Origin of the sequence: Enterococcus sp. DIV1537a (assembly GCF_051712085.1) — a bacterium.
GTDB classification, from domain to species: Bacteria; Bacillota; Bacilli; order Lactobacillales; family Enterococcaceae; genus Enterococcus; species Enterococcus faecalis.
The window spans coordinates 2,269,692-2,291,812 of record NZ_JBIOOE010000001.1; the positions used below are offsets into that span (position 1 = coordinate 2,269,692).

At 37.2% G+C, this 22,121-nt stretch carries 21 protein-coding genes and 1 other annotated feature; of the genes, 8 read left to right on the forward strand and 13 right to left on the reverse strand.

The genetic code is table 11. From position 1 onward, the window contains the following. Positions 1–7 precede the first annotated feature (7 nt). The 3 genes from IGJ41_RS11140 (at position 8) to IGJ41_RS11150 (ending at position 2,719) form a co-directional block, all read left to right on the forward strand. Positions 8–1,195, forward strand: coding sequence for a toxic anion resistance protein (locus tag IGJ41_RS11140; RefSeq protein ID WP_438714444.1), 1,188 nt, complete (start codon positions 8–10; stop codon positions 1,193–1,195). Positions 1,196–1,338: 143 nt separating this feature from the next. Beyond that, a complete protein-coding gene (locus tag IGJ41_RS11145; RefSeq protein ID WP_002384084.1) occupies positions 1,339–2,178 on the forward strand; it encodes an NUDIX domain-containing protein in 840 nt (279 codons plus the stop codon). A gap of 16 nt (positions 2,179–2,194) precedes the next feature. Next, the gene (locus IGJ41_RS11150; protein WP_010827689.1) at positions 2,195–2,719 is read left to right on the forward strand and encodes a GNAT family N-acetyltransferase; all 525 of its coding nucleotides are present in this window, start codon (positions 2,195–2,197) and stop codon (positions 2,717–2,719) included. A gap of 44 nt (positions 2,720–2,763) precedes the next feature. Here IGJ41_RS11150 and IGJ41_RS11155 read toward each other — a convergent pair whose 3' ends face one another. From IGJ41_RS11155 to recX, 4 genes are all read right to left on the reverse strand, one after another. Beyond that, positions 2,764–3,249, reverse strand: coding sequence for a hypothetical protein (locus tag IGJ41_RS11155; protein ID WP_173963678.1), 486 nt, complete (start codon positions 3,247–3,249; stop codon positions 2,764–2,766). A 137-nt stretch (positions 3,250–3,386) separates the two neighbouring features. Next, positions 3,387–4,511: an LCP family protein gene (locus IGJ41_RS11160; RefSeq protein WP_002368824.1), complete on the reverse strand. Its 1,125-nt coding sequence runs from the start codon at positions 4,509–4,511 to the stop codon at positions 3,387–3,389. A 180-nt stretch (positions 4,512–4,691) separates the two neighbouring features. Next, positions 4,692–5,876 carry an A/G-specific adenine glycosylase gene (mutY, locus tag IGJ41_RS11165; RefSeq protein WP_002381425.1) on the reverse strand — a complete coding sequence of 395 codons (1,185 nt, stop codon included), beginning with the start codon at positions 5,874–5,876 and terminating at the stop codon, positions 4,692–4,694. After that, a complete protein-coding gene (gene recX, locus IGJ41_RS11170; RefSeq protein WP_002381424.1) occupies positions 5,866–6,666 on the reverse strand; it encodes a recombination regulator RecX in 801 nt (266 codons plus the stop codon). The genes mutY and recX overlap by 11 nt, the downstream gene beginning before the upstream one ends. A 131-nt stretch (positions 6,667–6,797) precedes the next feature. On the opposite strand from recX, the gene rlmD reads away from it, so the two are divergent. Then, positions 6,798–8,168 (forward strand): 23S rRNA (uracil(1939)-C(5))-methyltransferase RlmD, encoded by a 1,371-nt coding sequence (gene rlmD, locus IGJ41_RS11175; RefSeq protein WP_438714448.1) that lies wholly within the window; start codon positions 6,798–6,800, stop codon positions 8,166–8,168. Between the two features lie 72 nt (positions 8,169–8,240). Here rlmD and IGJ41_RS11180 read toward each other — a convergent pair whose 3' ends face one another. From IGJ41_RS11180 to IGJ41_RS11190, 3 genes are all read right to left on the reverse strand, one after another. Next, positions 8,241–8,489, reverse strand: coding sequence for a GlsB/YeaQ/YmgE family stress response membrane protein (locus tag IGJ41_RS11180; RefSeq protein ID WP_002356434.1), 249 nt, complete (start codon positions 8,487–8,489; stop codon positions 8,241–8,243). Positions 8,490–8,669: 180 nt separating this feature from the next. Further along, positions 8,670–11,792 carry a beta-galactosidase subunit alpha gene (gene ebgA / locus IGJ41_RS11185; protein ID WP_002398828.1) on the reverse strand — a complete coding sequence of 1,041 codons (3,123 nt, stop codon included), beginning with the start codon at positions 11,790–11,792 and terminating at the stop codon, positions 8,670–8,672. Continuing rightward, the gene (locus tag IGJ41_RS11190) at positions 11,725–13,224 is read right to left on the reverse strand and encodes an amino acid permease (protein ID WP_002381422.1); all 1,500 of its coding nucleotides are present in this window, start codon (positions 13,222–13,224) and stop codon (positions 11,725–11,727) included. Before IGJ41_RS11190 ends, ebgA begins: the two co-directional genes overlap by 68 nt. Positions 13,225–13,372: 148 nt before the next feature. On the opposite strand from IGJ41_RS11190, the gene IGJ41_RS11195 reads away from it, so the two are divergent. Next, the gene (locus tag IGJ41_RS11195; protein WP_002356429.1) at positions 13,373–14,203 is read left to right on the forward strand and encodes an AraC family transcriptional regulator; all 831 of its coding nucleotides are present in this window, start codon (positions 13,373–13,375) and stop codon (positions 14,201–14,203) included. Between the two features lie 194 nt (positions 14,204–14,397). Continuing rightward, positions 14,398–15,900, forward strand: a complete 1,503-nt coding sequence (locus tag IGJ41_RS11200; protein ID WP_104855416.1) for a glucosyltransferase domain-containing protein — start codon at positions 14,398–14,400, stop codon at positions 15,898–15,900. A gap of 122 nt (positions 15,901–16,022) precedes the next feature. Here the strand turns inward: IGJ41_RS11200 and rplL are convergent, their stop codons facing one another. The 6 genes from rplL to lsa(A) form a co-directional block, all read right to left on the reverse strand. Then, a complete protein-coding gene (rplL, locus tag IGJ41_RS11205) occupies positions 16,023–16,391 on the reverse strand; it encodes a 50S ribosomal protein L7/L12 (RefSeq protein ID WP_002356427.1) in 369 nt (122 codons plus the stop codon). Positions 16,392–16,453: 62 nt separating this feature from the next. After that, positions 16,454–16,954 carry a 50S ribosomal protein L10 gene (gene rplJ / locus IGJ41_RS11210; protein ID WP_002356426.1) on the reverse strand — a complete coding sequence of 167 codons (501 nt, stop codon included), beginning with the start codon at positions 16,952–16,954 and terminating at the stop codon, positions 16,454–16,456. Continuing rightward, a complete protein-coding gene (locus IGJ41_RS11215) occupies positions 16,955–17,146 on the reverse strand; it encodes a hypothetical protein (protein WP_202550956.1) in 192 nt (63 codons plus the stop codon). Beyond that, positions 17,084–17,213 (reverse strand) — a sequence feature (ribosomal protein L10 leader region). It overlaps the preceding gene by 63 nt. Before the next feature lie 62 nt (positions 17,214–17,275). Continuing rightward, positions 17,276–17,965 carry a 50S ribosomal protein L1 gene (gene rplA / locus IGJ41_RS11220; protein ID WP_002356425.1) on the reverse strand — a complete coding sequence of 230 codons (690 nt, stop codon included), beginning with the start codon at positions 17,963–17,965 and terminating at the stop codon, positions 17,276–17,278. 111 nt (positions 17,966–18,076) lie between these two features. Continuing rightward, entirely contained in the window at positions 18,077–18,499 is a 423-nt protein-coding gene (rplK, locus tag IGJ41_RS11225; RefSeq protein WP_002356424.1) for a 50S ribosomal protein L11, read from the reverse strand. Positions 18,500–18,621: 122 nt separating this feature from the next. Next, on the reverse strand, positions 18,622–20,118 hold the full coding sequence (gene lsa(A), locus IGJ41_RS11230) for an ABC-F type ribosomal protection protein Lsa(A) (protein ID WP_438714451.1): 1,497 nt from the start codon (positions 20,116–20,118) through the stop codon (positions 18,622–18,624). A gap of 375 nt (positions 20,119–20,493) precedes the next feature. Between lsa(A) and sdaAB the strand changes: the two genes are divergently transcribed. Together sdaAB and sdaAA are read left to right on the forward strand one after the other, a co-directional pair. Continuing rightward, on the forward strand, positions 20,494–21,162 hold the full coding sequence (gene sdaAB, locus IGJ41_RS11235; protein ID WP_438714453.1) for an L-serine ammonia-lyase, iron-sulfur-dependent subunit beta: 669 nt from the start codon (positions 20,494–20,496) through the stop codon (positions 21,160–21,162). Between the two features lie 22 nt (positions 21,163–21,184). Next, on the forward strand, positions 21,185–22,057 hold the full coding sequence (sdaAA, locus tag IGJ41_RS11240) for an L-serine ammonia-lyase, iron-sulfur-dependent, subunit alpha (RefSeq protein ID WP_002362308.1): 873 nt from the start codon (positions 21,185–21,187) through the stop codon (positions 22,055–22,057). Positions 22,058–22,121: the final 64 nt, after the last annotated feature.

Below are 22,121 nucleotides of genomic sequence, written 5' to 3' on the forward strand. Positions count from 1 at the left end.
AAAAAAAATGACTGAGCAACAACCCAAAGAAACAACATCTGTAACCAATACATTGGACGATTTATTAAGTAATCCATTTTCATCAATGGATGAACTAACACCAACGCAACAAAATGAACTATCTGAGTTAAAAGAACAGCAAGCAGCGCCTCGTTTAATTGATAAATTACCACAAGAACGTCAAGCCCAAGCAAAAGAGTTAGCTTCAAAAATTGACGTTCAAGATTCACAAGCAGTAATTACCTATGGTTCAAATGCCCAAATCAAACTTGGCGAATTTTCGCAAGCGATGTTAAACCACGTTCAAGCACAAGACATTGGTCCTGTTGGTGATTCACTGACCGATCTAATGTTTCGTTTAAATGAAGCCAATCCCAATGAATTACGTGCTGGCGAAGGCAACTTTATTCAAAAAATGTTAGGTAAAGTCAAACAATCCGTTTACGAAATTACCGCCAAATATCAAAAAATTGGTGCGCAAATTGACAAAATTGCTGTCAAATTAACCCATGAAAAAGATGGTCTTTTAAAAGATAATGCCATGTTAGATCAATTGTATCAAAAAAATAAAGATTATTTTGATGCCTTAAACATCTATATTGCCGCTGGGGAATTAAAAGCAGAAGAACTACGGACGCAAATTATCCCTGAAGCCATGAAAAAAGCGGAAGAATCTGGGGATCAAATGGATGTCCAAATTGTTAATGATTATAACCAATTCCTAGACCGTTTAGAAAAAAGAACCCATGATTTACGCTTGGCTCGTCAAATTACGATTCAACAAGCCCCACAAATTCGTTTAATTCAAAATACTAACCAAGCTTTGGCTGAGAAAATTCAATCATCGGTGAATACGGCGATTCCGTTATGGAAAAACCAAGTAGTCATCGCCTTGACCTTACTCCGTCAAAAAGATGCTGTGACTGCTCAACGTCAAGTCTCTGATACCACCAATGACTTACTGAAGAAAAATTCAGAAATGCTAAAAATTTCTGCAATTGAAACAGCAAAAGAAAACGAACGTGGCCTAGTCGATATTGAAACATTACAAAAAACACAAAATGATTTAATTGAAACTATCCAAGAAACATTACGTATTCAACAAGAAGGAAAAGAAAAACGCCAAGCTGCCGAAATCGAACTTGGCCATATGGAAGAAGATTTGAAAAATAAATTATTAGAATTAACACAATAAACACTGTCTAGAACAAACTTCTTATAGTACAAGCCTGGGACAAAATCCAAAGTGATTTTTGTCCCAGGCTTGCTTTTCTTTTTACGCTTGAATATTGTATTTCAGCCACTTAATGATACAATAAAAGAAAACCATGTTTCTTTTTGAAAGGAGGAGCAATTGTGCCACAATTTGCTTCTAAAGCCGAAGAAAAAAATTATTATGAACGCCAAGCTAGCTTAGCAGAGTTTCTAACTTGGTATCATCAACAAGAATTACCTGAATATGAAAAACCCTCTTTAACCGTTGATATGGTTCTTCTTTGTTACAACAAGGAAGCTGATCAATTAAAAGTCTTACTGATTCAACGTAAAGGTCACCCCTTTAGAAACTCATGGGCGCTTCCTGGCGGTTTTGTTAATCGTAACGAATCTACTGAAGATAGTGTTTTAAGAGAAACAAAAGAGGAAACTGGTGTGGTGATTTCTCAAGAAAATATTGAACAATTACACAGCTTTAGTCGCCCAGATCGTGATCCTCGTGGCTGGGTCGTGACAGTCAGCTATTTAGCCTTTATTGGTGAAGAACCTTTAATTGCTGGCGACGATGCCAAAGAAGTCCACTGGTTCAATCTTGAACGGCATGGTCAACATATCACGTTATCTCATGAAGATGTGGAAATTACTTTAGACTTGAAAACAGCGGCCTCTCTTGGTAAAGATACATTAGCCTTCGACCATAGTGAAATTATAATTAAGGCGTTTAATCGTGTTGTTGATAAAATGGAACATGAACCGCAAGTGCTTCAAGTCTTAGGAAAAGATTTCACCATTACGGAAGCCCGTAAAGTTTTTGCGAAGTTCCTCGGCGTTGATTATCGCAGCATTGACCATTCAAATTTTAAAAAAGCCATGACACAATATTTTGAAGAGTTAGGTGAACGTCCCGTTGGCATTGGCCGTCCTTCAAAAATTTACCAATTGAAAACAACAACAGGGTTCTAAGAGGAGGGAATATTTTTTGACTGTTTACTTAAGAAAAGCAGAACCTTCTGATTTGCCTGACATCCTTGCTATCATTGAAGATGGACGCCGCACCTTACAAAAAAGTGGCATTCCCCAATGGCAAAACGGCGATGGCCCGAATCAAGAAATTTTAGCAAAAGATATCGACCAGCAAACTTGCTATATTTTAATGGTTGAGGATGCCTTGGCAGGCGTTGGTGTTTTATGTTCGGAGATTGATCCTGCTTATGAAGCGATTTTTAATGGTTCTTGGCAACCTCATTCTCAAGCTACGTATACGGCAATTCATCGTGTTGCTCTAAAAAGTTCCTTTCAAGGTCAAGGACTGGCCTTGGTGCTTTTGCGCTCACTGGTTACAGCCGCTCGTTTGCAAGGTGCTACTGATATTCGAATCGATACACATCCACAAAATCTCGCTATGCAGCACCTGATTAAAAAAGCTGGCTTTGTTTATCAAGGTGACGTGATTTTAGATGTTAACGATGGCGAACGTTATGCTTATCAGATGATATTGAAATAAAAAAGTTAGGGATAACTGACAGATTGACAGCTATCCCTAACTTTTTACATCTTATGAACACTATGAGCGCTTTGAATGCCCTCACAGGCTTCTTTACAAGCTTGATTAATTAATAAATAAGAGGATTCTTTTTGGCGGATTCCTAATTGATATTTCAATTCATCAGTCACTTGGCAAGATTCACTTAATGCCTCTAACCAGAAAAATACTCCTTCTTTATACGTATCTAATCCTTCTAGCAAGATTTTCGTTGCTTCTTTATCATAATACGGCTCTAAATTTTTACGAAACATCATTTCTTCTGTAAAAAAACGATTCACATTATTTCGGCAAAACATATAAGTGTCACGGCCTCTCCGATGTGCAACCTGATTACAACCGTATTCTTGAACTTCTTTAGAGATGGCTTTGAAAATTTCGTTGTATACTTCAATTCTTTGCATAATTGACAAAATGGTATCTGTATAACTAAACATAACTCCTTGCTCCCTTCCCCTTCTAAGTAACAAAAATTTGCTTGTTACTTTCATTATAAAGGGAATGTTGGGTTTATATCAAATGATACGCTGTTTCCTTGCTAAAATCCTTCGTTTTTTCCTTAGAAGAATAATAAGTAAGCGGATTATTTAATCTGTTATGTTCGGATTTTCTACACTTGGAAAATAAATTATTTTATAAAGCCATTTTCCGTTTTAACTGATGGCAACGGGCCGGTCTGTGTATTACCAGGAACACCAATATACGTATTGCCGTTGATGGAAGTCATTTCGTTTTCCTCAGCTGCTTCATCTTGAACGGTATAATCACTTTGATATAAAAATTCACCGTTCGTATGGAAGACATAGCCGTCTTGATCTCGTTCATCTGGCTTTTCTAAATTTAAAGACACACGTAATTGATGACGGACATTTTCAATACTATCTGGATATAGTTCAACCATACTGCGCCCTTCATTACTAAAAGTGCGCCAGTCAAAAGAAAGCTGTTGTTTATCATAATTGGTCCAAGTCAAACCTTCTTTGACTAAATGAGTCAATTCATTGGAATCCACATCAGTTTGAATGTTTCCATTTAACGAATCAATAATGTCCATTATTTTCATGATTGATTGACCAGATTTCAACTTGTCTTCAACTGCTTGAATAATTTCTTGTTGTCGGAATCCACGCATAATATCGTTATCGCTATGTCTTTCACGGGCATAAGATAAAGCTTTCGTACCATCTAAATGCTGTTTCCCTGCATCAAAATGAATGGATCCTGGCCCGTCTTTGGTGACACCATCAAACGCCTGCTTGACATTGACATCTATGCCGCCAACTGCATCAATTAACTTAATAAAAGATAAAAAGTTAAACACAACGTAATGATTGATTGGAATATTCAATAATTTCTCAACTGTGTTAACAGAAGCTGTTGGTCCATCGTAGGTATAGGCGGCTTCAATTCGCTGCATCCCTTGGTAATTTTTCGCATCAATTTGAACAAAACTATCCCGTGGCAAACTTAAATAGGTTATTTTCTTCGTCTTGTTATTCACGGTAATCACCATCATAGCATCAGTCCTAGTTGTGCCTAATTTCCGTTCAATTGTATTGTCTAGACCCATGACCAAAAACGATTGACTATCTTTATTTTGCGCTTCAGTATAATCATTTTTTATGGGGACATAGCCTTTATCAATCGTTTTCTTTAAATAGCTACCCGCTACAGCAAAGTATGCTGAGCCGACTGTGACAAAAAACAAAATGATGACTAAACTAATTAAGCTGATTTTTCGCTTCCTACTCATTGGCTGTACTTCCTCTCTCTTGAAAAGTCTCCACCATCATTACTACTCCTCTAAGCAGACAAGAGACAAGTCTATCTTACCAGTCCCCTTCAAAACTAAACATAGCAGAATTTATATAGGGGTATAACCTAGAGGAAACAAAAAAGAGGGGCTTGTTTGTTTAAAAGCCTCTCTTTTTTGTTATTTATTTTTGTGTTCTTTTTTGAACAATTCCACCATTTTTTGCTGTGGTTTTGGAAAAACATACTCTGAAAATTGTTGTGCTGCCACCCATCGCTGCGACTCTAGTGTGGCTAATTCGCCTGTATTTCGGCCATAAAAGACTAAGATATGCCATTTTAAATGACTGAAAATATGAACGACTTCGCCTAAGGCACGTTTTTGCCAGACAACTGTTTCATAGTCAGCAAAAACATTGACAGGTTCTTCAGCGACCAAAGGCTCTGTTACAGGCTCTAACTCTAAAGTTAATTGTTTTTCCGTTTCTGCTGGTTGCGCCATTTTTTGCAATTGTTGAAATTGTTTTTTGCTAATTTCTTCAATCGGAAACAGCCACATATTGGCTAACAAACCTGTTTCAGGTCGTTGTTCTAATAAAAATTCTTGCTTTTTATTTTCAATAATAGTGCCGACATAATACACATCTTTCGGCTTAACTTTTTTTGATTTGACTGGATAAGCGGTCATTTTATCTGCCTGATAGGCCGCACAATATTGCTGAAGCGGACAGCTTTCACACTTAGGGGAAGTTGGGGTGCAGACGGCTGAGCCCAGATCCATTAAGGCTTGATTAAAATCCCCTGGACGCTCACGATCGATGATTTTAAGCATCGCCGCTTCAAATACTTTACGACTACTCGCTTTCGCAATATCTGCATCAATTTCAAATAAACGGCTCACTACCCGCATGACGTTACCGTCAATTGCTGGTTCGGGTAAATTAAAGGCAATACTGCCAATCGCACCAGCTGTATAGGGGCCGATTCCTTTTAAACTCCGAATATCTTCGATTGTGTCAGGCATTTTCCCACCAAATTCTGAAACAATCTGTTGCGCTGCCACTTTTAAATTACGTGCTCGTGAATAGTAGCCTAACCCTTCCCAAGCTTTCAACAACTTATCATCTGGCGCTTCCGCTAAATCTTGAATCGTCGGAAACCATTCCATAAATCGATAAAAATAATCAATGACTGTATCTACGCGAGTTTGTTGTAGCATAATTTCAGAAATCCAAATACGATATGCATCTGTATTCGCTCGCCAAGGTAAATTGCGTTTTTCTCGTTCATACCAAGCTAAAAAATCTTCCTGGAATGAACTAACTTTTTCGGGACTCCACGCCTCCCAAGGCTCTTTATTCGTCATGTTCTACTTCCTTTTCGCTAATAAATTGCTGAATCAAATCATAGTCAAACCCTTTTTGGAATAAGCTTTGTTTGACTTTTTGGACTTTTTTAGAAAAATCAAATCGCTGATTGGCACGCCATAAACGTTCGCCTTCCTTGTCTAACGCTTGTTGTTCTTGTTCTTCGTCCTTTTCAAAAGCTAAAGATTCCAAAGCTAGATCAATGATTTCATTTGTAAAGCCCTTTTGCATCAGATGCAGACGCGTTTTCTGAAGTGCATCTTTAAAACTTTTAGTTCGATAGCGTTTCATGGCTTTTTCTGCAGTTGCTGTGGCAACATTAAGTTGTTCATCTAACGTATAAAAGGTCAAGCCATGCTGAATATCTTCTTCACTAATGCCTTTTTGCTTTAATTGTTGTGCCACATTTCGTGGTCCTTTATCACTGGTTCGCATAGCTGTCCGTACGTAACTTTCACTAAAAATTGCATCATCTAACAACCGTAGCTCTTCTAAACGTTGAACGATTTTTACTCGATCTTCAGGTTCAATTTCTTTCTCTTTTAAATAAGTAAAAATCTCTTTCTTTGAACGTAATTGATAGCTTAAATAATTCATCGCCATTTGTAACCCGACATCATAAGAACTGGCTTTTTTTATTTCTTCTATTAAAGTATCTGATAACTCTTGGCCTTTTAGCAGACGCTGCCGTACTAAAATATCTTCCGAGACACGCAGTTTTTCGCCTGAAGATAGCCAAAGTAGATAAAATTCACCTTTATCTTTACTAATTCGTGTGATTGTTGTCATCTTATTCTCCTGCCCCTCTAAATCAGAACATATATTCTACTATACCATAGAATCCTTGGAAGCCAAATAAATAAAAATGTGCTAAAATGGGAGGAAGTGAAAAATGTGAGATGACTAAAGGATGAAAGAATATGACCCAACAACTAGTAAAAAAAGGCCAACAAATTTCTTTAAAAATTAAACGATTAGGAATTAATGGCGAAGGTATCGGCTATTATAAAAAATTAATTATTTTCGTTCCTGGGGCGCTACCCAAAGAAGAAGTAACTGCCACGATCACAAATGTTACACCCAAATTTGCTGAAGGAACCCTTCAATCTGTCAAAAAAGCTGCTAAAGATCGCGTGGTCCCTCCTTGTCCTGTCTATGAAACATGTGGCGGCTGCCAACTACAACATTTAGCCTACAAAGCACAATTAGACTTTAAAAAAGATTTATTAAAGCAGGCGCTTAACAAATTTAAACCAGCCAATTATCAAAACTATGAACTACGAAAAACAATTGGGATGGAGAATCCTTGGAATTATCGAAATAAAGCCCAATTCCAATTACGCCAAATCGATGGCCAAGTAGAAGCTGGTCTCTATCAAGCTGATTCACATCAATTAGTACCGATTGATAACTGTTTGGTCCAACAGCCTGCGACAACCAAGGTGATGAATACATTAGTTGATTTATTGAATAACTTTCAATTACCAATTTATGATGAACGTAAAAATAGTGGTATCTTTCGAACATTAATGGTTCGAGTGGGCATCCAAACTGGCGAAGTCCAAGTAGTGTTCATTACACAATCGCAGAAATTTCCACAAAAAAAAAAAATGGTTCGCGCAATTAATGAACAATTACCAGAAGTTGTTTCTATTATGCAAAATGTCCAAAATAAAAAAACCTCTCTAGTAATGGGTGATGATACCCTTCACTTATGGGGCAAAGAAAGCATTGAAGAACACATTAACGACGTTGTCTTTGATTTATCGCCGCGAGCATTTTTCCAATTGAATCCAGAACAAACGGAAGTTTTATATAATGAAGGAATCAAGGCCTTAGATTTACAACCAAATGAAACTGTTGTTGATGCTTATTGTGGCGTCGGGACCATTGGCTTAAGTTTAGCGAAACAAGCGCATCAAGTTCGTGGTATGGATACCATTCCCGCCGCAATTGACGATGCTAGATTCAATGCAAAACGACTTGGTGTTACGAACACACATTATGCTGTTGGAACAGCTGAAGACTTATTACCTAAATGGTTCAAAGAAGGCTTTAAACCTGATGCCATTGTAGTTGATCCCCCACGGACTGGTTTGGATCGTAAATTATTAACGGCCCTTTTGAAACAACCACCTAAGAAAATGGTGTATATTTCTTGTAATGTATCCACGTTAGCACGTGATTTAGTTCAATTAGCCAAAGTATATCAAGTAGACTATTTACAATCTGTTGATATGTTTCCACAAACCGCTCGTTGTGAAGTTGTCGTAAAATTAACGAGAAAATAAAAAAAAGGCACCAAGTCTCACGAAATTCGTGAGACTTGGTGCCTTTAACTAATTAAACAATTATTTACTTAATTAGCTATTTTTTCGTCCGAAGAAGAATGAAACCACAGCAACTAAAATTACTGCCCCAATAATTGATGGCACAATTGCCATACCTGCTACGTGAGGACCCCAGCTACCTAAGATTTTTTCTCCGATAAATGAACCAACTAAACCGGCAACGATATTCGCAATCCAACCCATTGATTGACCTTTGCTTGTAAGCGCGCCAGCGATAGCACCGATAACAGCACCAACGATTAAAACCCATAAAGTATGCATAAAATAATTCCTCCTAAATGCTTTATCTAGCGAATAATTCGCTATGTTACTATTATGGACTACTTTTATTAGATAACAAAATAGTTTGCTCGTTTCCATGAAAAAAAAGCAATAATTTCTGATAATTTCATTAAAAAAGCTCAGAACAGGAGACCGAAGTGCACTGTTCTGAGCTTTTATTTAAGAAATCGTTGGTCGTTTTACTCGTTCATGTGCGACATCCGCTGCTTGAATCTCTTTATTATTAAAAGGTGTTAAGCGGAATGCCAATTGGAATTCTTCAAACGTAGTCCGGTATTTTTCTAATTGCCACTGGCCACAAGAGTAGCTACCTAGGGCGTTTTGTTTGTAATCGATATTTAAAACAACATACTCACTTTCTTGTAATTCATTGGTATGCTTAGCAACATCTAGCGCTTGTTCTTCAAAATAAGAAACACTAAAATTATATGAATCAGCCGCTGTTGCTACTACTCCTTGGCCGCGATCATCCGTGAATGCGGACCATTTAGTCGCCATGTGGTTACCATTGGCTTGTGGAACAACATAATTAGTGAACATCTCCGCCACTGTAGCATCATAAACGCCAAGTAAACCAGCTTCTTGTGAATCTACATAGTTTTCTCTCGGCCCTTTACCGAAATATTTTACTTCTGATAGAGACTTGTCTAAATGGAGAGTCACACCCAAACGTGGTAACATATCTGGCGCATTTTCAATTTTACCAGCAGGACTACCTTTTAAGTCGAAGAAAATTTCGCCATTTGGTGCAATTAAATACTGATAGGTACATTGATAATGCCAAGCACTGTTAGTCGTTCCGTTAATTGTTTTTACGATGACTTGGATAAAATCATCAACTTTTTTCCACTCAAAAGAACGGACAATTTCATGCTCTAAATGTAAGAAATATTTTTTCTTCATTTCATCAATAATTTCCATATCATTACTGATTGGTGCCCGCCAAAATGTAAATCTCGGCCCTTTATGCAATAATTTTTTACCATCTCGTGTCACATTCGTTAAGGCGCCCTTCACTTTATCAAAATTAATTGAAAAGTTTGGTCCTTCAATGTATAAATGAGGGCCAATCTCCTTTGCCATCAGCGAGCCAACTGGTGTGATCTCAATCCCTGGTGTTGCAATTGGCAATTCAAACTGTGCGGTAGCTAATTCATGACCAGCAGATGCATAGGCGGTCGTTTCTTTCAATTGATATGAAAGAGTTAAATAATAGGCGGCTCCTGCCTTTTTAGGAAAATCTAAATGATAAGGTAAGTGCAGTCTTCCTTCTTCTCTAGCAGCAATTGCTGGCACTGCTACTGTCCCTGATTGAATCACTGTTTGATCTTCAGTAATTGTATAAACCAGCTTAAAGATAGCCAAGTTTTCAAAGTCAAACCGACTCAATAATGAGAATTCACCCGACAGAACGTCAATAGCACTAGTTGTAATGGGTTCAATGACTTTTTTGTATTCATACAAGCTAGGAGATGGCGTACGGTCAGGCATCAACATCCCATCAATACAAAAATCTTTGTTACTTGGATCATCGCCGAAATCGCCGCCATAACGATAATAAACTTCACCGTTATCTGTTACCGATTCAATGCCATGGTCAAACCATTCCCAAATAAAGCCACCTTGTAATTTATCATGAGCATAAAATAGCTCTTGGTATTCTTTTAAATTCCCAGGGCCATTTCCCATCGCATGACAATATTCACATAAAATATGCGGTTTTTTTGAATTTTCAATAATCGTATTCATCAGTAATTCTCTAGTTGGGTGTTCCAACCACGTATACATTGTAGAATAGACATCCGCGACCTCTGCCTCAAAATCACCTTCATAATGAATTAAACGTGTTGGATCCATTTCTTTGGCAATACGGGCCATTTCAATAAAGTTATGACCAAACGCAGATTCATTTCCTAACGACCAAAAGAGAATTGATGGATGGTTTTTATCCCGTTGAACCATCCGTACCATCCGAGAAACATAAGCCGTTTCCCATTCTGGATCGTTGCTAATCCAATCATATTCTCCGGTTAATTCAAAGCCGTGACATTCCAAATCAGTTTCATCAATCACATACATTCCATATTCATCGCATAAATCATAGAAATAAGCAGATGCTGGATAATGACTGGTTCGAATGGCATTAATATTAAATTGTTTCATTAAACGAATATCTTTTTCAATTTCTTCACGACTAACCACTCGACCATTTTTCGGATTATAATCATGACGATTCATTCCTTTTAGTTTAATGGCCACACCGTTGACTAAGAAAGTCTCACCAGATACATGAATATTTCTGAAACCAACTTTTTGCGGAATAACTTCGACGACTTCCCCTTCAGAAAAAACAGTGATAAATAGCTGATACAAGTATGGTTTCTCCGCTGACCAAGCAGTGACAGACGGCAAACTTGCTGAAAATTCAACCGTACCTTGATTTCCTGCGACAGTCTCTTTAAGAACCGTTTTTCCCTGCTGATCCATCAACTCCAATTGAACTTGTTGTCCTTTGTCTTGCCAAAATTTACCCGTAATTGCCAAGTGGCCATTTTGATACGAATCATCTAAATCGGAAATAATAAAGAAATCTTCCAGCCCATTTTCTGGTACACCGAGTAATTCAACATCACGAAAAATACCACTTAACCACCACATATCTTGATCCTCTAAATACGTACCATCTGACCATTGATAGACTCGCACCGTTAAATCATTTGTTTCACCAATTTTAGCGTAATGCGTAATGTCAAATTCTGCTTCATTTCGTGCACCTTTACTGTAGCCAACTTCATGGCCGTTCACCCAAACATGATAAGCTGAATCTACGCCACAAAAACGTAAAATGATTTTTTTATCGTGAAATGTTTCATCTATAGCAAATGTCCGTTTGTAAATACCTGTTGGGTTTTCCGTTGGTACATACGGCGGATTAATGGGAAAATTGTACCATAAATCAGAGTAATGCATTTTGCCATATCCTTGGACTTGCCAATTTCCAGGAACAGTGATTTGATCCATTTGGCTTGTATCAAAGTCCGTCGCAAAAAAGTTTTCTGGGCTGTATTCTGGCGCTTCTAAAAAGAAAAAATGCCAGCGTCCGTTTAAATTTTTGTATGCTTGTGTATATTTATTTTCATTTAATAACGCTGTTTCTTTCGAGGGAAAGCTCGAAAAGTGTGCTCGTCCAGGCAACCGATTAATACTATCTACTTTATAATTTTCCCAAGTCTTCATAATCCATTTCTCCTTTACCAACTTCATTTTTTTCTTTTGTTTCATACCGTTTCCAACAAATCCAAGCAAAGCCCATAAAGACAATTAACCCAATGATGTTATACGCCAACATTCCCAGTGGACTAGCGGTTCCTTTCGGTAATGTGCCATTGATTTCTTCCATGATTAATTTTGGATCCGGCACAGTTGACATAAAGAATACAAAGATAAAAATGGCTAATAAGAAAATCCCCGCAATTAAGCCAAAGGTTCGATTACCAAAGCGGAAACTTCTCGGCATTGTTTCTTTTTTCCAACGAAGCCCAATATAGGCGATTAACAAGAACAAGACAGGCACTAATGACGTAGAAGCTGTCATATTAATTAACGTTTCTAAAAAGCTATCTATATTTCCAATTCCTAGTGCTGGAATGGCAACTAAAATCGTCACAATAATTCCTTGAACTAACAAAGCATTGGTTGGATTTCCCTCTTCGTTGGTTTTCACTAGCCACTTACCGAAGACCCCATCAGGAATTTCTGAGAAAAATACTTTAACTGGTGCTGCTGTCCACAGAGCCAAAGAACCAAGACTTCCGACAAATAAGATAATTCCTACTAAGCGCACCATCATTGCTGCGGGAATATGGAAATACGTACCTAAAATTTTAAAGATATCAAAAATACCATTTGAAAAATTTCCTTTTAAGACGTCCGTTGGCACTACCAAACCTACAGCAACGGCACCAAGAATATACATGATACCGACCGCAATCGTTGCACCAATCATCGTGCGGACAAACGTTTTATTGCCGCCTTTAACATCCTTAATATATACACCGATACTTTCACCACCGCCAACAGCTTGTAAAATCCACGCCATCGTCATGAAAAAAGTCCAATTAAAAGTTGGCATAATTGACGTCGTGGTAAATTCTTGTGCTGGCTCATTGCCAAAACCAAACACGACGACAAAGGCTAAAACCACAAAAGCCACGCCCATAAATAAACGAGCACCACCCGCTAAGCTAGTCACTTTCGAAATCCACGAAACCCCTTTAATACAAACCCATGTCATTAACCAAAATAACAGAATAGAAATCACTGCAATTATTTTAGTACTATGGTTTCCTTGAAAAACGTTTTGACCTAAAAAAGCGTATGAACCATAAATCAATGTATTCGGTAGTAATGAACAGAAGAAAAACAAGTTGACAAAGAAATATGACCAAGCGCCTAAAAATGCCCATTTAGGTCCTAACACAGATTCCAACCAACTGTGAACACCTGATTCATTTTCAGAATTAGCAGAAGCAAATTCTGCAATCATTAGAATAAATGGTAAAAAGTAAAAAATAGAGCCGAATAAATAGCCTGGAATAGTTGCTAGGCCAATCTGAATACTGTTGTTAACAATGCTGGGAAAGGCAAAAACCGCTGAAAAAGTCATGAGCATCAATGCGACAGAACCTAATCGTTCCCGTGAATGTGTTGCCATTTTACTACATCCTCTCTTTATCAAATTAATTAGTACTCACACATTGTAAAACGCTTACAGTTTTTTAAAAATAAAAAATGTTGCCTATTTCTTGTAAAGATGTTGACTTTTAGAAAGCCTTTACATACTCTTATAAAGAGGTGATAGCATGCAAAATGTTTTTACAAATAATGTCAGCATCCTGATTAATGATCAACCTATTAGCCAAGAATTTCATCTTTATGAAGCTGGCTATGAAAAATGCCGCCCGACAAAACCAACTGAGTTTGCCCCCATTAATTATTGGGTTTTGCATTATTGTAGCGATGGTGAAGGTTATTTTTCAACACCCTTTATGGAAAAACAACACATTACCGCTGGCGATTTGTTTATGATTCCAGCTAATTGTCGCAATATTTATTATCCTAATCGGCAAAATCCTTGGACCTATCATTGGGTCGGTTTTGTTGGAGATCTTTCGTCTCAGTATTTAGAAAAAATAGGCCTGACTACCGAAAATTGTATTTTAAAAGGAACTGTTGATAAGAAATTAGAAAGTTTATTTAAAAATATTTACCAAGAAGCGAAGAAACATAATCATTTTGGCAGTTTAAGTGAAAGCTTTCAATTGTTGAATTATCTAGAGCATCATTCCGTTACACAGCACGAAAATCAAAGCCAACAATTATTTAACCAAATTAAAATGGCTATTCACGAAAATTTTTCAAACAATCTTTCAATTAGTCAATTAGCTTCTGAGTATAACATTGATCGTAGCTATTTATTTAAGCTGTTTCAGCGTTATGAACAAACAAATCCTAGTATTTATGTACAAAACTTAAAATTGCAAAAAGCCTGTTCTCTGTTAAGAAAAAGCTCCCTAACCATCACGGAAATCAGTTTTGAAGCAGGTTTTTCTTCACCTTCTTATTTTTCAAAATTTTTCTTCCAGAAAAAAGAGATGACACCTCGACAATATCGTCAACAGTTTTTGACTTAAAATAAATTGTTGCTTATCTGTAGTTAAAGAAAAAAACGATTTATTTAATAATTTTCAAATTTAGGTAGTTCTTATAATTTATCTATTTTATAATTAATTAGGGTTTTATTATAGGTGGGAGTGTGATATATAGACTAATCAAAATCAATAAATAATTTACAAGTTTTAGCAAATAAACAATATTGGAGAGAAAAATGAAACATTTTATTAAAGAAAACAAAGGTTTAGCCATCTACAGCTTTTTAATTGTCTTTGCTACTTATGGTATTAAACTATTTAACAATACTTACGCTATTGATACTATGCACTTAATGACTAACTACAGAGGCTACTTAAAACATTGGGTTTCGATTGGTAGACCAGGATTAGTAGCTTTAAAGCTTTTAACATACAACTATGTAAATGTTTATTTTTTAAATTTGTTAGCTATTATTTTCTTTGCTATCGCCACTATCTTGTTGTGCTATTATGTTGATCTTTCAACTAAGCAGATTTATAACAAAAAGTATTTATATATTATCCCAAGTATTTTTCCAACCAGTCAATTATTTAGCGAACAATTTTACTTCGTCCTACAAAATTTTGAATTTTCATTAGGTATCTGTTTGGTTATACTTTCTCTCATTGCTATTTACCATATTCCCAATAAAATTTTTAAATTATTCGGCTTTTTGTTGCTGACATTTACACTTACTATGTACCAATCATTCTTTGTATTTGCGTGTACCTTAATTTTATTCAAGATTTTAATGACATTGTATTTTGCTCAGTTGAATGACCTTAAAATTTCTTTTAAAGACTATGCCTTCAAAATTGGTCATTTTATTCTACTAGCTATTTCATCTCTCGTTCTATCTCAACTAATGACGGTGTTAGCGAAAAAAGTTTTAAACGTTGAAAGCTCCTATCTAGATAATATGATTCTTTGGGGTAAACGCCCCTTGATAGATTCTATCAACGATATTAAAGATTACGCCAAAGAACTATTCTTCCCTCCAGTCGGAGACACTTTTTTTACACCGCTGTTTTTGATATGTATTCTTTTACTGGTCATTGTATTAATTAATATGTCCTATCTGAAACGCAAAAATGTTTTCTTCATCTTTATTACCTTGTTAGGTATTCTAATCACTCCACTCATGTTTACAATTTTAGGTGGAAAACGTCCAGCAATTAGAGGTGAAGTACCTAACTTCCCTGCTGTTTTAGCGTTATTACTCATCTTTATTATGATTTACTGGGGATACAACTTTGTGCTTAAACATTTATTAATTGGTATAGTAATTCTCTTTACTTTTATTCAAGTTCGGGAAACAACCAACCTAGAATATTCTGAGTATCTAACAGCGGAAGAAGATTTACGTACTGCGGAAATGATTACAAATAATATTTATTCAATGGAAATTGAGAATCCAGAATCCTATAAACTTTTAATGTATGGAAATCGTTCTCCTCAGAATGTTTCAAATATAAAAGGTGAAACAAACGGTGTCTCATTATTTGAATTCATGCCTAACTCGGTGCATACTAGTTTAAATACTTTGCTCTATATGAAAACATTTGGATTAAATTTTAATGATCCTACCCCAGAAGATTTTGAAAAACACAAAGCTTTACAAGCGGAAATGAATGTCTGGCCTAGCAAAGATTCTATCCGAGTGGTAGATGATTGTATTGTTGTTAATTTGTCAAAGTAGACAATTAAATTTTATAGATATTTTACTAGCGGTAGTTGTTTTAGCAAAAGACAACTACCGTTTGCTATAAAAAAAGAACCCTTGCCACACAAGGGTTCTCGAACATTCAAAAGTTGAATGAATTATTTTACTGTTACTGAAGCGCCAACTTCTTCTAAAGCAGCTTTTAAAGCTTCTGCTTCTTCTTTAGAAACAGCTTCTTTAACTGGTGCAGGAGCGCCATCAACTACAGCTTTAGCTTCTTTCAAGCCTAAGCCAGTTGCTTCACGAACTGCTTTGATAACTTTAACTTTTTGATCGCCAGCTGCTGTTAATTCAACAGTGAATTCAGTTTGTTCTTCTGCTGCTCCACCTGCTGCTGGTCCAGCTACTGCTACAGGAGCTGCTGCTGATACGTCAAATTTTTCTTCGATAGCTTTAACTAATTCGCTTAGTTCTAAGATAGTTGCTGTTTCTAACTCAGCAACGATGTTTTCAATGTTTAATGCCATTTTGAATTTCCTCCATTTAAATTAAAATTGTTTGTTTTTTATTGGTTTGAATTAGACTGCAATTAAGCAACTTCTTCGTTTTTCTCTGCCACTGCTTTGACAGCGTAAGCCACGTTGCGGACTGGCGCTTGTAATACAGATAATAGCATAGATAGTAAACCTTCGCGGTTTGGTAGTTTTGCCAACGCAGTAATTTGTTCCACTGAAGAAACTTTTCCTTCGATGACGCCACCTTTGATTTCTAATGCTTTTGCATCTTTAGCAAATTCGTCGATGATTTTAGCTGGTGCTACTACATCGTCGTTGCTGAATGCGACAGCAGTTGGGCCTGTAAAGACTTCGTCTAAGCCGTCTAAACCAACTTTTTTAGCTGCACGAGAAAGGATTGAGTTTTTGATGACTTTCATTTCTACGCCTGCATCACGTAATTGTTTACGTAAGTTAGTGACTTCTTCAACTGTTAAACCACGGTAGTCCACGATTACAACTGATGCTGCTGATTCAAATTTCTCAGCGGCTGCTTGAACTAGGGTTTCTTTTTTAGCGATTGCTGCTTCACTCATTTATTTCACCTCCTGATTTTGATGGTGGAGTTGGACTTGGTTTACGATATGTAAAGTAGAAGAATCAAATGAAACTTCGCTCACTTCGTTCGCCAAGTATTGTTTTACATCGGTTTTTTTCAAAAAGTCGTGTAAAACAACAAAACTCCATGCCACCGTAGACATAGAGGGACCGAATTGTATATAACTCAACAATTGTCCTCGGTAGGAAATTAAGACTTGTGTCACCTACTGTCTTCGGTACAGTTAATTATTAACCTCACTCACTTTACCATAGGGTAAGTGAGTGAGTCAAGAATTTTTTAATTATTTTCTTTCAAATTAGAAAGAAGCTTGGTCAACGTGGATTCCAGGTCCAAATGTTGTTGTTACTGAAATGTTTTTGATGTATTGACCTTTAGCAGTTGATGGTTTAGCTTTCAATAATACGTCGTTAATTGTGTTGAAGTTTTCAACCAATTTTTCGTTATCAAATGAAACTTTACCGATTGGTACGTGGATGTTACCAGCTTTGTCAACGCGGTAAGTTACTTTACCAGCTTTAACTTCTTCAACAGCTTTTGTAACGTCCATTGTTACAGTACCAGTTTTAGGGTTTGGCATTAAACCTTTTGGTCCTAAGACACGGCCTAATTTACCAACTGTAGCCATCATGTCAGGAGTCGCAACAACTACGTCAAAGTCGAACCATCCACCTTGGATTTTTGCAACCATGTCGTCGTCGCCTACGAAATCTGCACCAGCAGCTTCAGCTTCTTTAGCTTTTTCGCCTTTAGCGAATACTAAAACAGTTTGTGTTTTACCAGTTCCGTTTGGAAGCACAACTGCTCCACGGATTTGTTGATCTGCTTTTTTAGGGTCAACGTTCAATTTGTAAGCAACTTCAACTGTTGCGTCAAATTTCGCGATGTTTGTATCTTTTGCTAAAGCTACTGCTTCTTCAACTGAGTAAGCTTTTGTAGCATCAACTTTTTTCAATGCTTCTTGCATTTTTTTGCTCTTTTTAGCCATTTTGTTTCCTCCTTGATTGTGGTTATAACGGTTGTACCTCCCACGTCTTTCATATCTTTAAATATGAAACGAACTGAGAAGCTACTTCTTTGAGTAAGTGTGGAATAAAAATTATTCTACGATGATACCCATGCTTCGTGCAGTTCCTGCAACCATGCGCATTGCTGCTTCAACGTCAGCGGCGTTTAGGTCTGCCATTTTAAGTTCAGCGATTTCTTTCACTTGATCGCTTGAAACTGTTGCAACTTTAGTTTTGTTTGGTTCACCTGAACCTTTTTCGATTTTTGCAGCTTTTTTCAATAAGACTGCAGCAGGTGGTGTTTTAGTAATGAATGTAAATGAACGATCTTCATATACAGAGATTACTACTGGAATAATCAAGCCTGCTTGGTCAGCTGTACGAGCATTGAATTCTTTAGTGAATCCCATGATGTTGATACCTGCTTGACCTAACGCTGGACCTACTGGTGGAGCTGGTGTTGCTTTCCCCGCAGGAATTTGTAATTTAACGATTTTTTCTACTTTTTTAGCCACGAAAATACCTCCTTAAGTTCTCGTGCGTGGTTAATGGGGTTGAGATTTCCCCTCCCACTCAACGTACATTTAAAACATACCCTATTACTATACAGGATTCCCTTTACTTTTTCAAGATGTTTTTATGATTTCAAGACAATTTTTTTATCTGTTATTTTCTTCATAAAATGTGCATCATGCTCAATCACTAGCATTGCAGGCTTCACAGATAAGATTAGCGCTTCTAATTGTTGATGATTAAATACATCCAAGTAATTAAGGGGTTCATCCCAAATATAAAGTTCAGCTGATTGAGACAATGATTTGGCTACTTCGACTTTTTTCCGTTGCCCCATACTCATTTGTTCAATTCGATTAGTGAAAACGGCGCGCTCCATCCCAAGTTTTCGTAAGTTATTTAAAAATTGAGTGTAATCTAACTGATTTTTCTCTGCAAATTCGGATAAAGTTCCTTGATTGTCTTCATAATCTTGGCGCACATAAGAAATGGTTAATTGGTGAGCCAAAGTGGCTTCGCCTTCTGAATCTCCAGAAAAATCCCCCAACAAATACTGAATCAAGCTCGATTTTCCTGAGCCATTTTTTCCTGTTATTCCAACAATTTCTCCCGCGTTTATTGAAAAAGAAATTGGCGCAAATAGCCAATTTTTCTCGTAGCCTAGACGAAGCTCTTCCACCGTCAATAATGTTTTGTGATGCGTTGGCTGATAATCCATTGACAAAGGATCAATATACTCAAGATCTTTTAATAGTTTTTCTTTTTCTGCTAATTGTGTTTCGGCACGTTGTTGAATGTGTTTTGAGCGCTTCATTACGCGCGCTGCCCGGGCACCAATGGCTCCTGTATCAAAAATCGCCCCGCTTCCTTTTTCCTTAGCGCTGCCGTACTTATCACCTTCACGGTTCATCGACCATTCCGCTTTTTTACGAGCGGTTTCTTTCAAGCGATTGACTTCTTTTTTGATTTTTTCATTTTCTGCTAGTTCAAAAGCATCTCTTAATTTTTTTTGCTCTTCATAAATAGAAAAAGTCCCTTGATACAGCGTCAATTGACTTTTTTCAATCGCCAAAATATGATCAACCACTTCATCAACAAATGCCCGATCGTGGCTGACTAAAATAAACCCGTGTTTCTTTTTCTTCAAATATTCAGCCACTTGTTGTCTGCCAGCTAGATCTAAGTGATTTGTTGGCTCGTCAATTAAAGGAAAGGCATTTTCTTCAATAAAAAGAAGACCTAATAAAACTTTCGTCTTTTCGCCGCCTGATAAAGAAGAAAAGGGCCGCCATAAAACTTCAGGATCAACGTTTAAAAGCGTTAATTCTCGTTCTAATTCCCACTGTTCAAAAGAAGTCACCCCTTGTAAGACATAATAAGTGAGCTGTTGTTCTTCTGCAACTGTTTGTGGAAAATAGACGAAATCGACTTGATGAAGAATCTCTCCTTGGTAATCCAACTGCTTTTGTAACAATCTTAATAAGGTTGTTTTCCCACGGCCATTGCGGCCAATCAATCCTAATTTCCAATTGGTATCCATCGTGATATTTGCCTGATCAAAAAGCAATACTTCTTGATTATCATAGGCAAAAGATAGTTGTTTTAGTTCAATTTTCGACATAAATATACCTCCATAAAGCAAAATTGATGCAGCTTTACGGAAATCAGCGGCATCAATCCAAGGTATACAAAAAGACCCGTGGCTGAATTCTTTAAGCTAATTTCCGAAAATCCGCACACTCCACCCGTTATATTCAGGCAAAGTTATACAGTTTCTCTAAAAAATTAACTTAAATTTTCAACGCACGAATCCCTCTTTTCGTCTTTTATTATCTAGAATTTAGCATCTCTTCACTGATTTGTCAACGAAGGCCCCTTGCTTTCATTCTGATAAAAATTTAAATTATTCGCTAAAACACAAGCGATTGCCTAGTTCCCCGCCATTTTTTGTGTTAGACTTCCAATGAAAACATATTCTAATGAAGAAGGTGCTGAAATGGAAGAGTTACGCTTTAATAGTGTTTTTGATATTATCGGACCCGTTATGATTGGTCCAAGCAGTTCTCATACAGCTGGAGCGGCAAGAATTGGAAAAGTGGTTCGCAGTATTTTTGGACAGCAACCTGATAGCGTTGACATTTATTTATATGAGTCTTTTGCCAAAACTTATCGTGATCACGGAACAGATATCGCCTTAGTTGGCGGCCTTTTAGGTATGGAACCAGATGATGAGCAATTAGCCAATTCTTTGGAAATTGCTTATGAACAAGGAATGGAAGTTTGTTTTATTCCTAAAAGTGAAAAAGCAGACCACCCTAATTCCGTTAAAATTGTGGTTTCTTCTGGCGACCGAAAACTATCTGTGACAGGAATTTCAATTGGTGGTGGAAACATTCAAATTTCTGAATTAAATGGCTTCAAATTGTCTTTAAGTATGGGCACGCCAACATTTATCGTTGTTCATCAAGATGTTCCTGGCATGATTGCTAAGGTGACCAACATCCTTTCAGCTAGCGATATCAATATTAGTACAATGACCGTTACCCGAGAATCTAAAGGGGAAAAAGCGATTATGATTATTGAAGTTGATCAAGCCGAAGTCGGTGACATTGTCATGCAATTAGCTGAAATCCCTCATATATATAGCGTTAACTATTTTGACTAAATGAACGTAAAGGAGTAATACGATGTTTTATTCAATTGAAGATTTGGTAGCTCAAGCGAAAGATTACCCTTCTGTGAGCGAATTAATGATTGCAACAGAAATGGCTCATGGCGGGTATTCTCGTGAACGAATTATTGAAACAATGGAAAAAAATCTAGCCGTTATGAAACAATCTGTCGCTGAAGGAATCGCTGGTGTTACCTCAGTAACAGGGCTAACTGGTGGCGATGCAACCCGCTTAAATGATTACATACATTCAGGCAACTTTTTAAGCGGTGAGACCATTTTACAAGCCGTGCGAAATGCGATTGCTGTTAATGAGGTTAATGCAAAAATGGGCTTGATTTGTGCTACACCAACCGCAGGCAGTGCCGGAGTAGTTTCTGGCGTCTTGTTGGCAGTTATTGATCGCTTAAAGTTAACGCATCAGCAACAATTGGATTTTCTATTTACAGCTGGGGCTTTTGGCTTAGTGATTGCCAATAATGCCTCAATCAGTGGTGCCGAAGGTGGTTGTCAAGCTGAAGTCGGTTCTGCTAGTGCAATGGCCAGTGCCGCTTTAGTTGCGGCTTCTGGCGGTACGCCTGATCAATCTGCTCAAGCTGTGGCCATTACGATAAAAAATATGATGGGCCTCATTTGTGATCCTGTTGCGGGACTTGTTGAAGTCCCTTGCGTGAAGCGAAATGCATTAGGTTCTTCTCAAGCCTTCATCTCAGCTGACATGGCTTTAGCGGGGATTCGAAGTGTCATTCCACCAGATGAAGTCATCCACGCAATGTACCAAGTGGGTCGCCAAATGCCACAAATTTTCAAAGAAACCGCTGAAGGCGGTCTTGCGGTGACACCAACTGCACAACGTTTAAGCAAAGAAATTCTAGAGAAACAAAAATAGAAATAACTATAGCAAGAAGCTTACAGAAAAAAACGTCCATTCATTTTTTCCGTAAGCTTCTTCT

Bases quoted from the DNA above. Each gene is read 5' to 3' on its own strand.
- mutY (WP_002381425.1), bottom strand. From the start codon at position 5,876: ATGACGAATAAAGAGCCTTGGGAGGCGTGGAGTCCCGAAAAAGTTAGT.
- rplA (WP_002356425.1), bottom strand. From the start codon at position 17,965: ATGGCTAAAAAGAGCAAAAAAATGCAAGAAGCATTGAAAAAAGTTGAT.
- IGJ41_RS11190 (WP_002381422.1), bottom strand. From the start codon at position 13,224: ATGGCAACACATTCACGGGAACGATTAGGTTCTGTCGCATTGATGCTC.
- recX (WP_002381424.1), bottom strand. From the start codon at position 6,666: ATGACAACAATCACACGAATTAGTAAAGATAAAGGTGAATTTTATCTA.
- rplL (WP_002356427.1), bottom strand. From the start codon at position 16,391: ATGGCATTAAACATTGAAAACATCGTTGCTGAGTTAGAAACAGCAACT.
- IGJ41_RS11200 (WP_104855416.1), top strand. From the start codon at position 14,398: ATGAAACATTTTATTAAAGAAAACAAAGGTTTAGCCATCTACAGCTTT.
- rlmD (WP_438714448.1), top strand. From the start codon at position 6,798: ATGACCCAACAACTAGTAAAAAAAGGCCAACAAATTTCTTTAAAAATT.
- sdaAB (WP_438714453.1), top strand. From the start codon at position 20,494: ATGGAAGAGTTACGCTTTAATAGTGTTTTTGATATTATCGGACCCGTT.
- IGJ41_RS11155 (WP_173963678.1), bottom strand. From the start codon at position 3,249: ATGAAAGTAACAAGCAAATTTTTGTTACTTAGAAGGGGAAGGGAGCAA.
- IGJ41_RS11180 (WP_002356434.1), bottom strand. From the start codon at position 8,489: ATGCATACTTTATGGGTTTTAATCGTTGGTGCTGTTATCGGTGCTATC.
- IGJ41_RS11140 (WP_438714444.1), top strand. From the start codon at position 8: ATGACTGAGCAACAACCCAAAGAAACAACATCTGTAACCAATACATTG.
- IGJ41_RS11195 (WP_002356429.1), top strand. From the start codon at position 13,373: ATGCAAAATGTTTTTACAAATAATGTCAGCATCCTGATTAATGATCAA.
- ebgA (WP_002398828.1), bottom strand. From the start codon at position 11,792: ATGAAACAAAAGAAAAAAATGAAGTTGGTAAAGGAGAAATGGATTATG.
- sdaAA (WP_002362308.1), top strand. From the start codon at position 21,185: ATGTTTTATTCAATTGAAGATTTGGTAGCTCAAGCGAAAGATTACCCT.
- IGJ41_RS11160 (WP_002368824.1), bottom strand. From the start codon at position 4,511: ATGAGTAGGAAGCGAAAAATCAGCTTAATTAGTTTAGTCATCATTTTG.
- rplJ (WP_002356426.1), bottom strand. From the start codon at position 16,954: ATGAGTGAAGCAGCAATCGCTAAAAAAGAAACCCTAGTTCAAGCAGCC.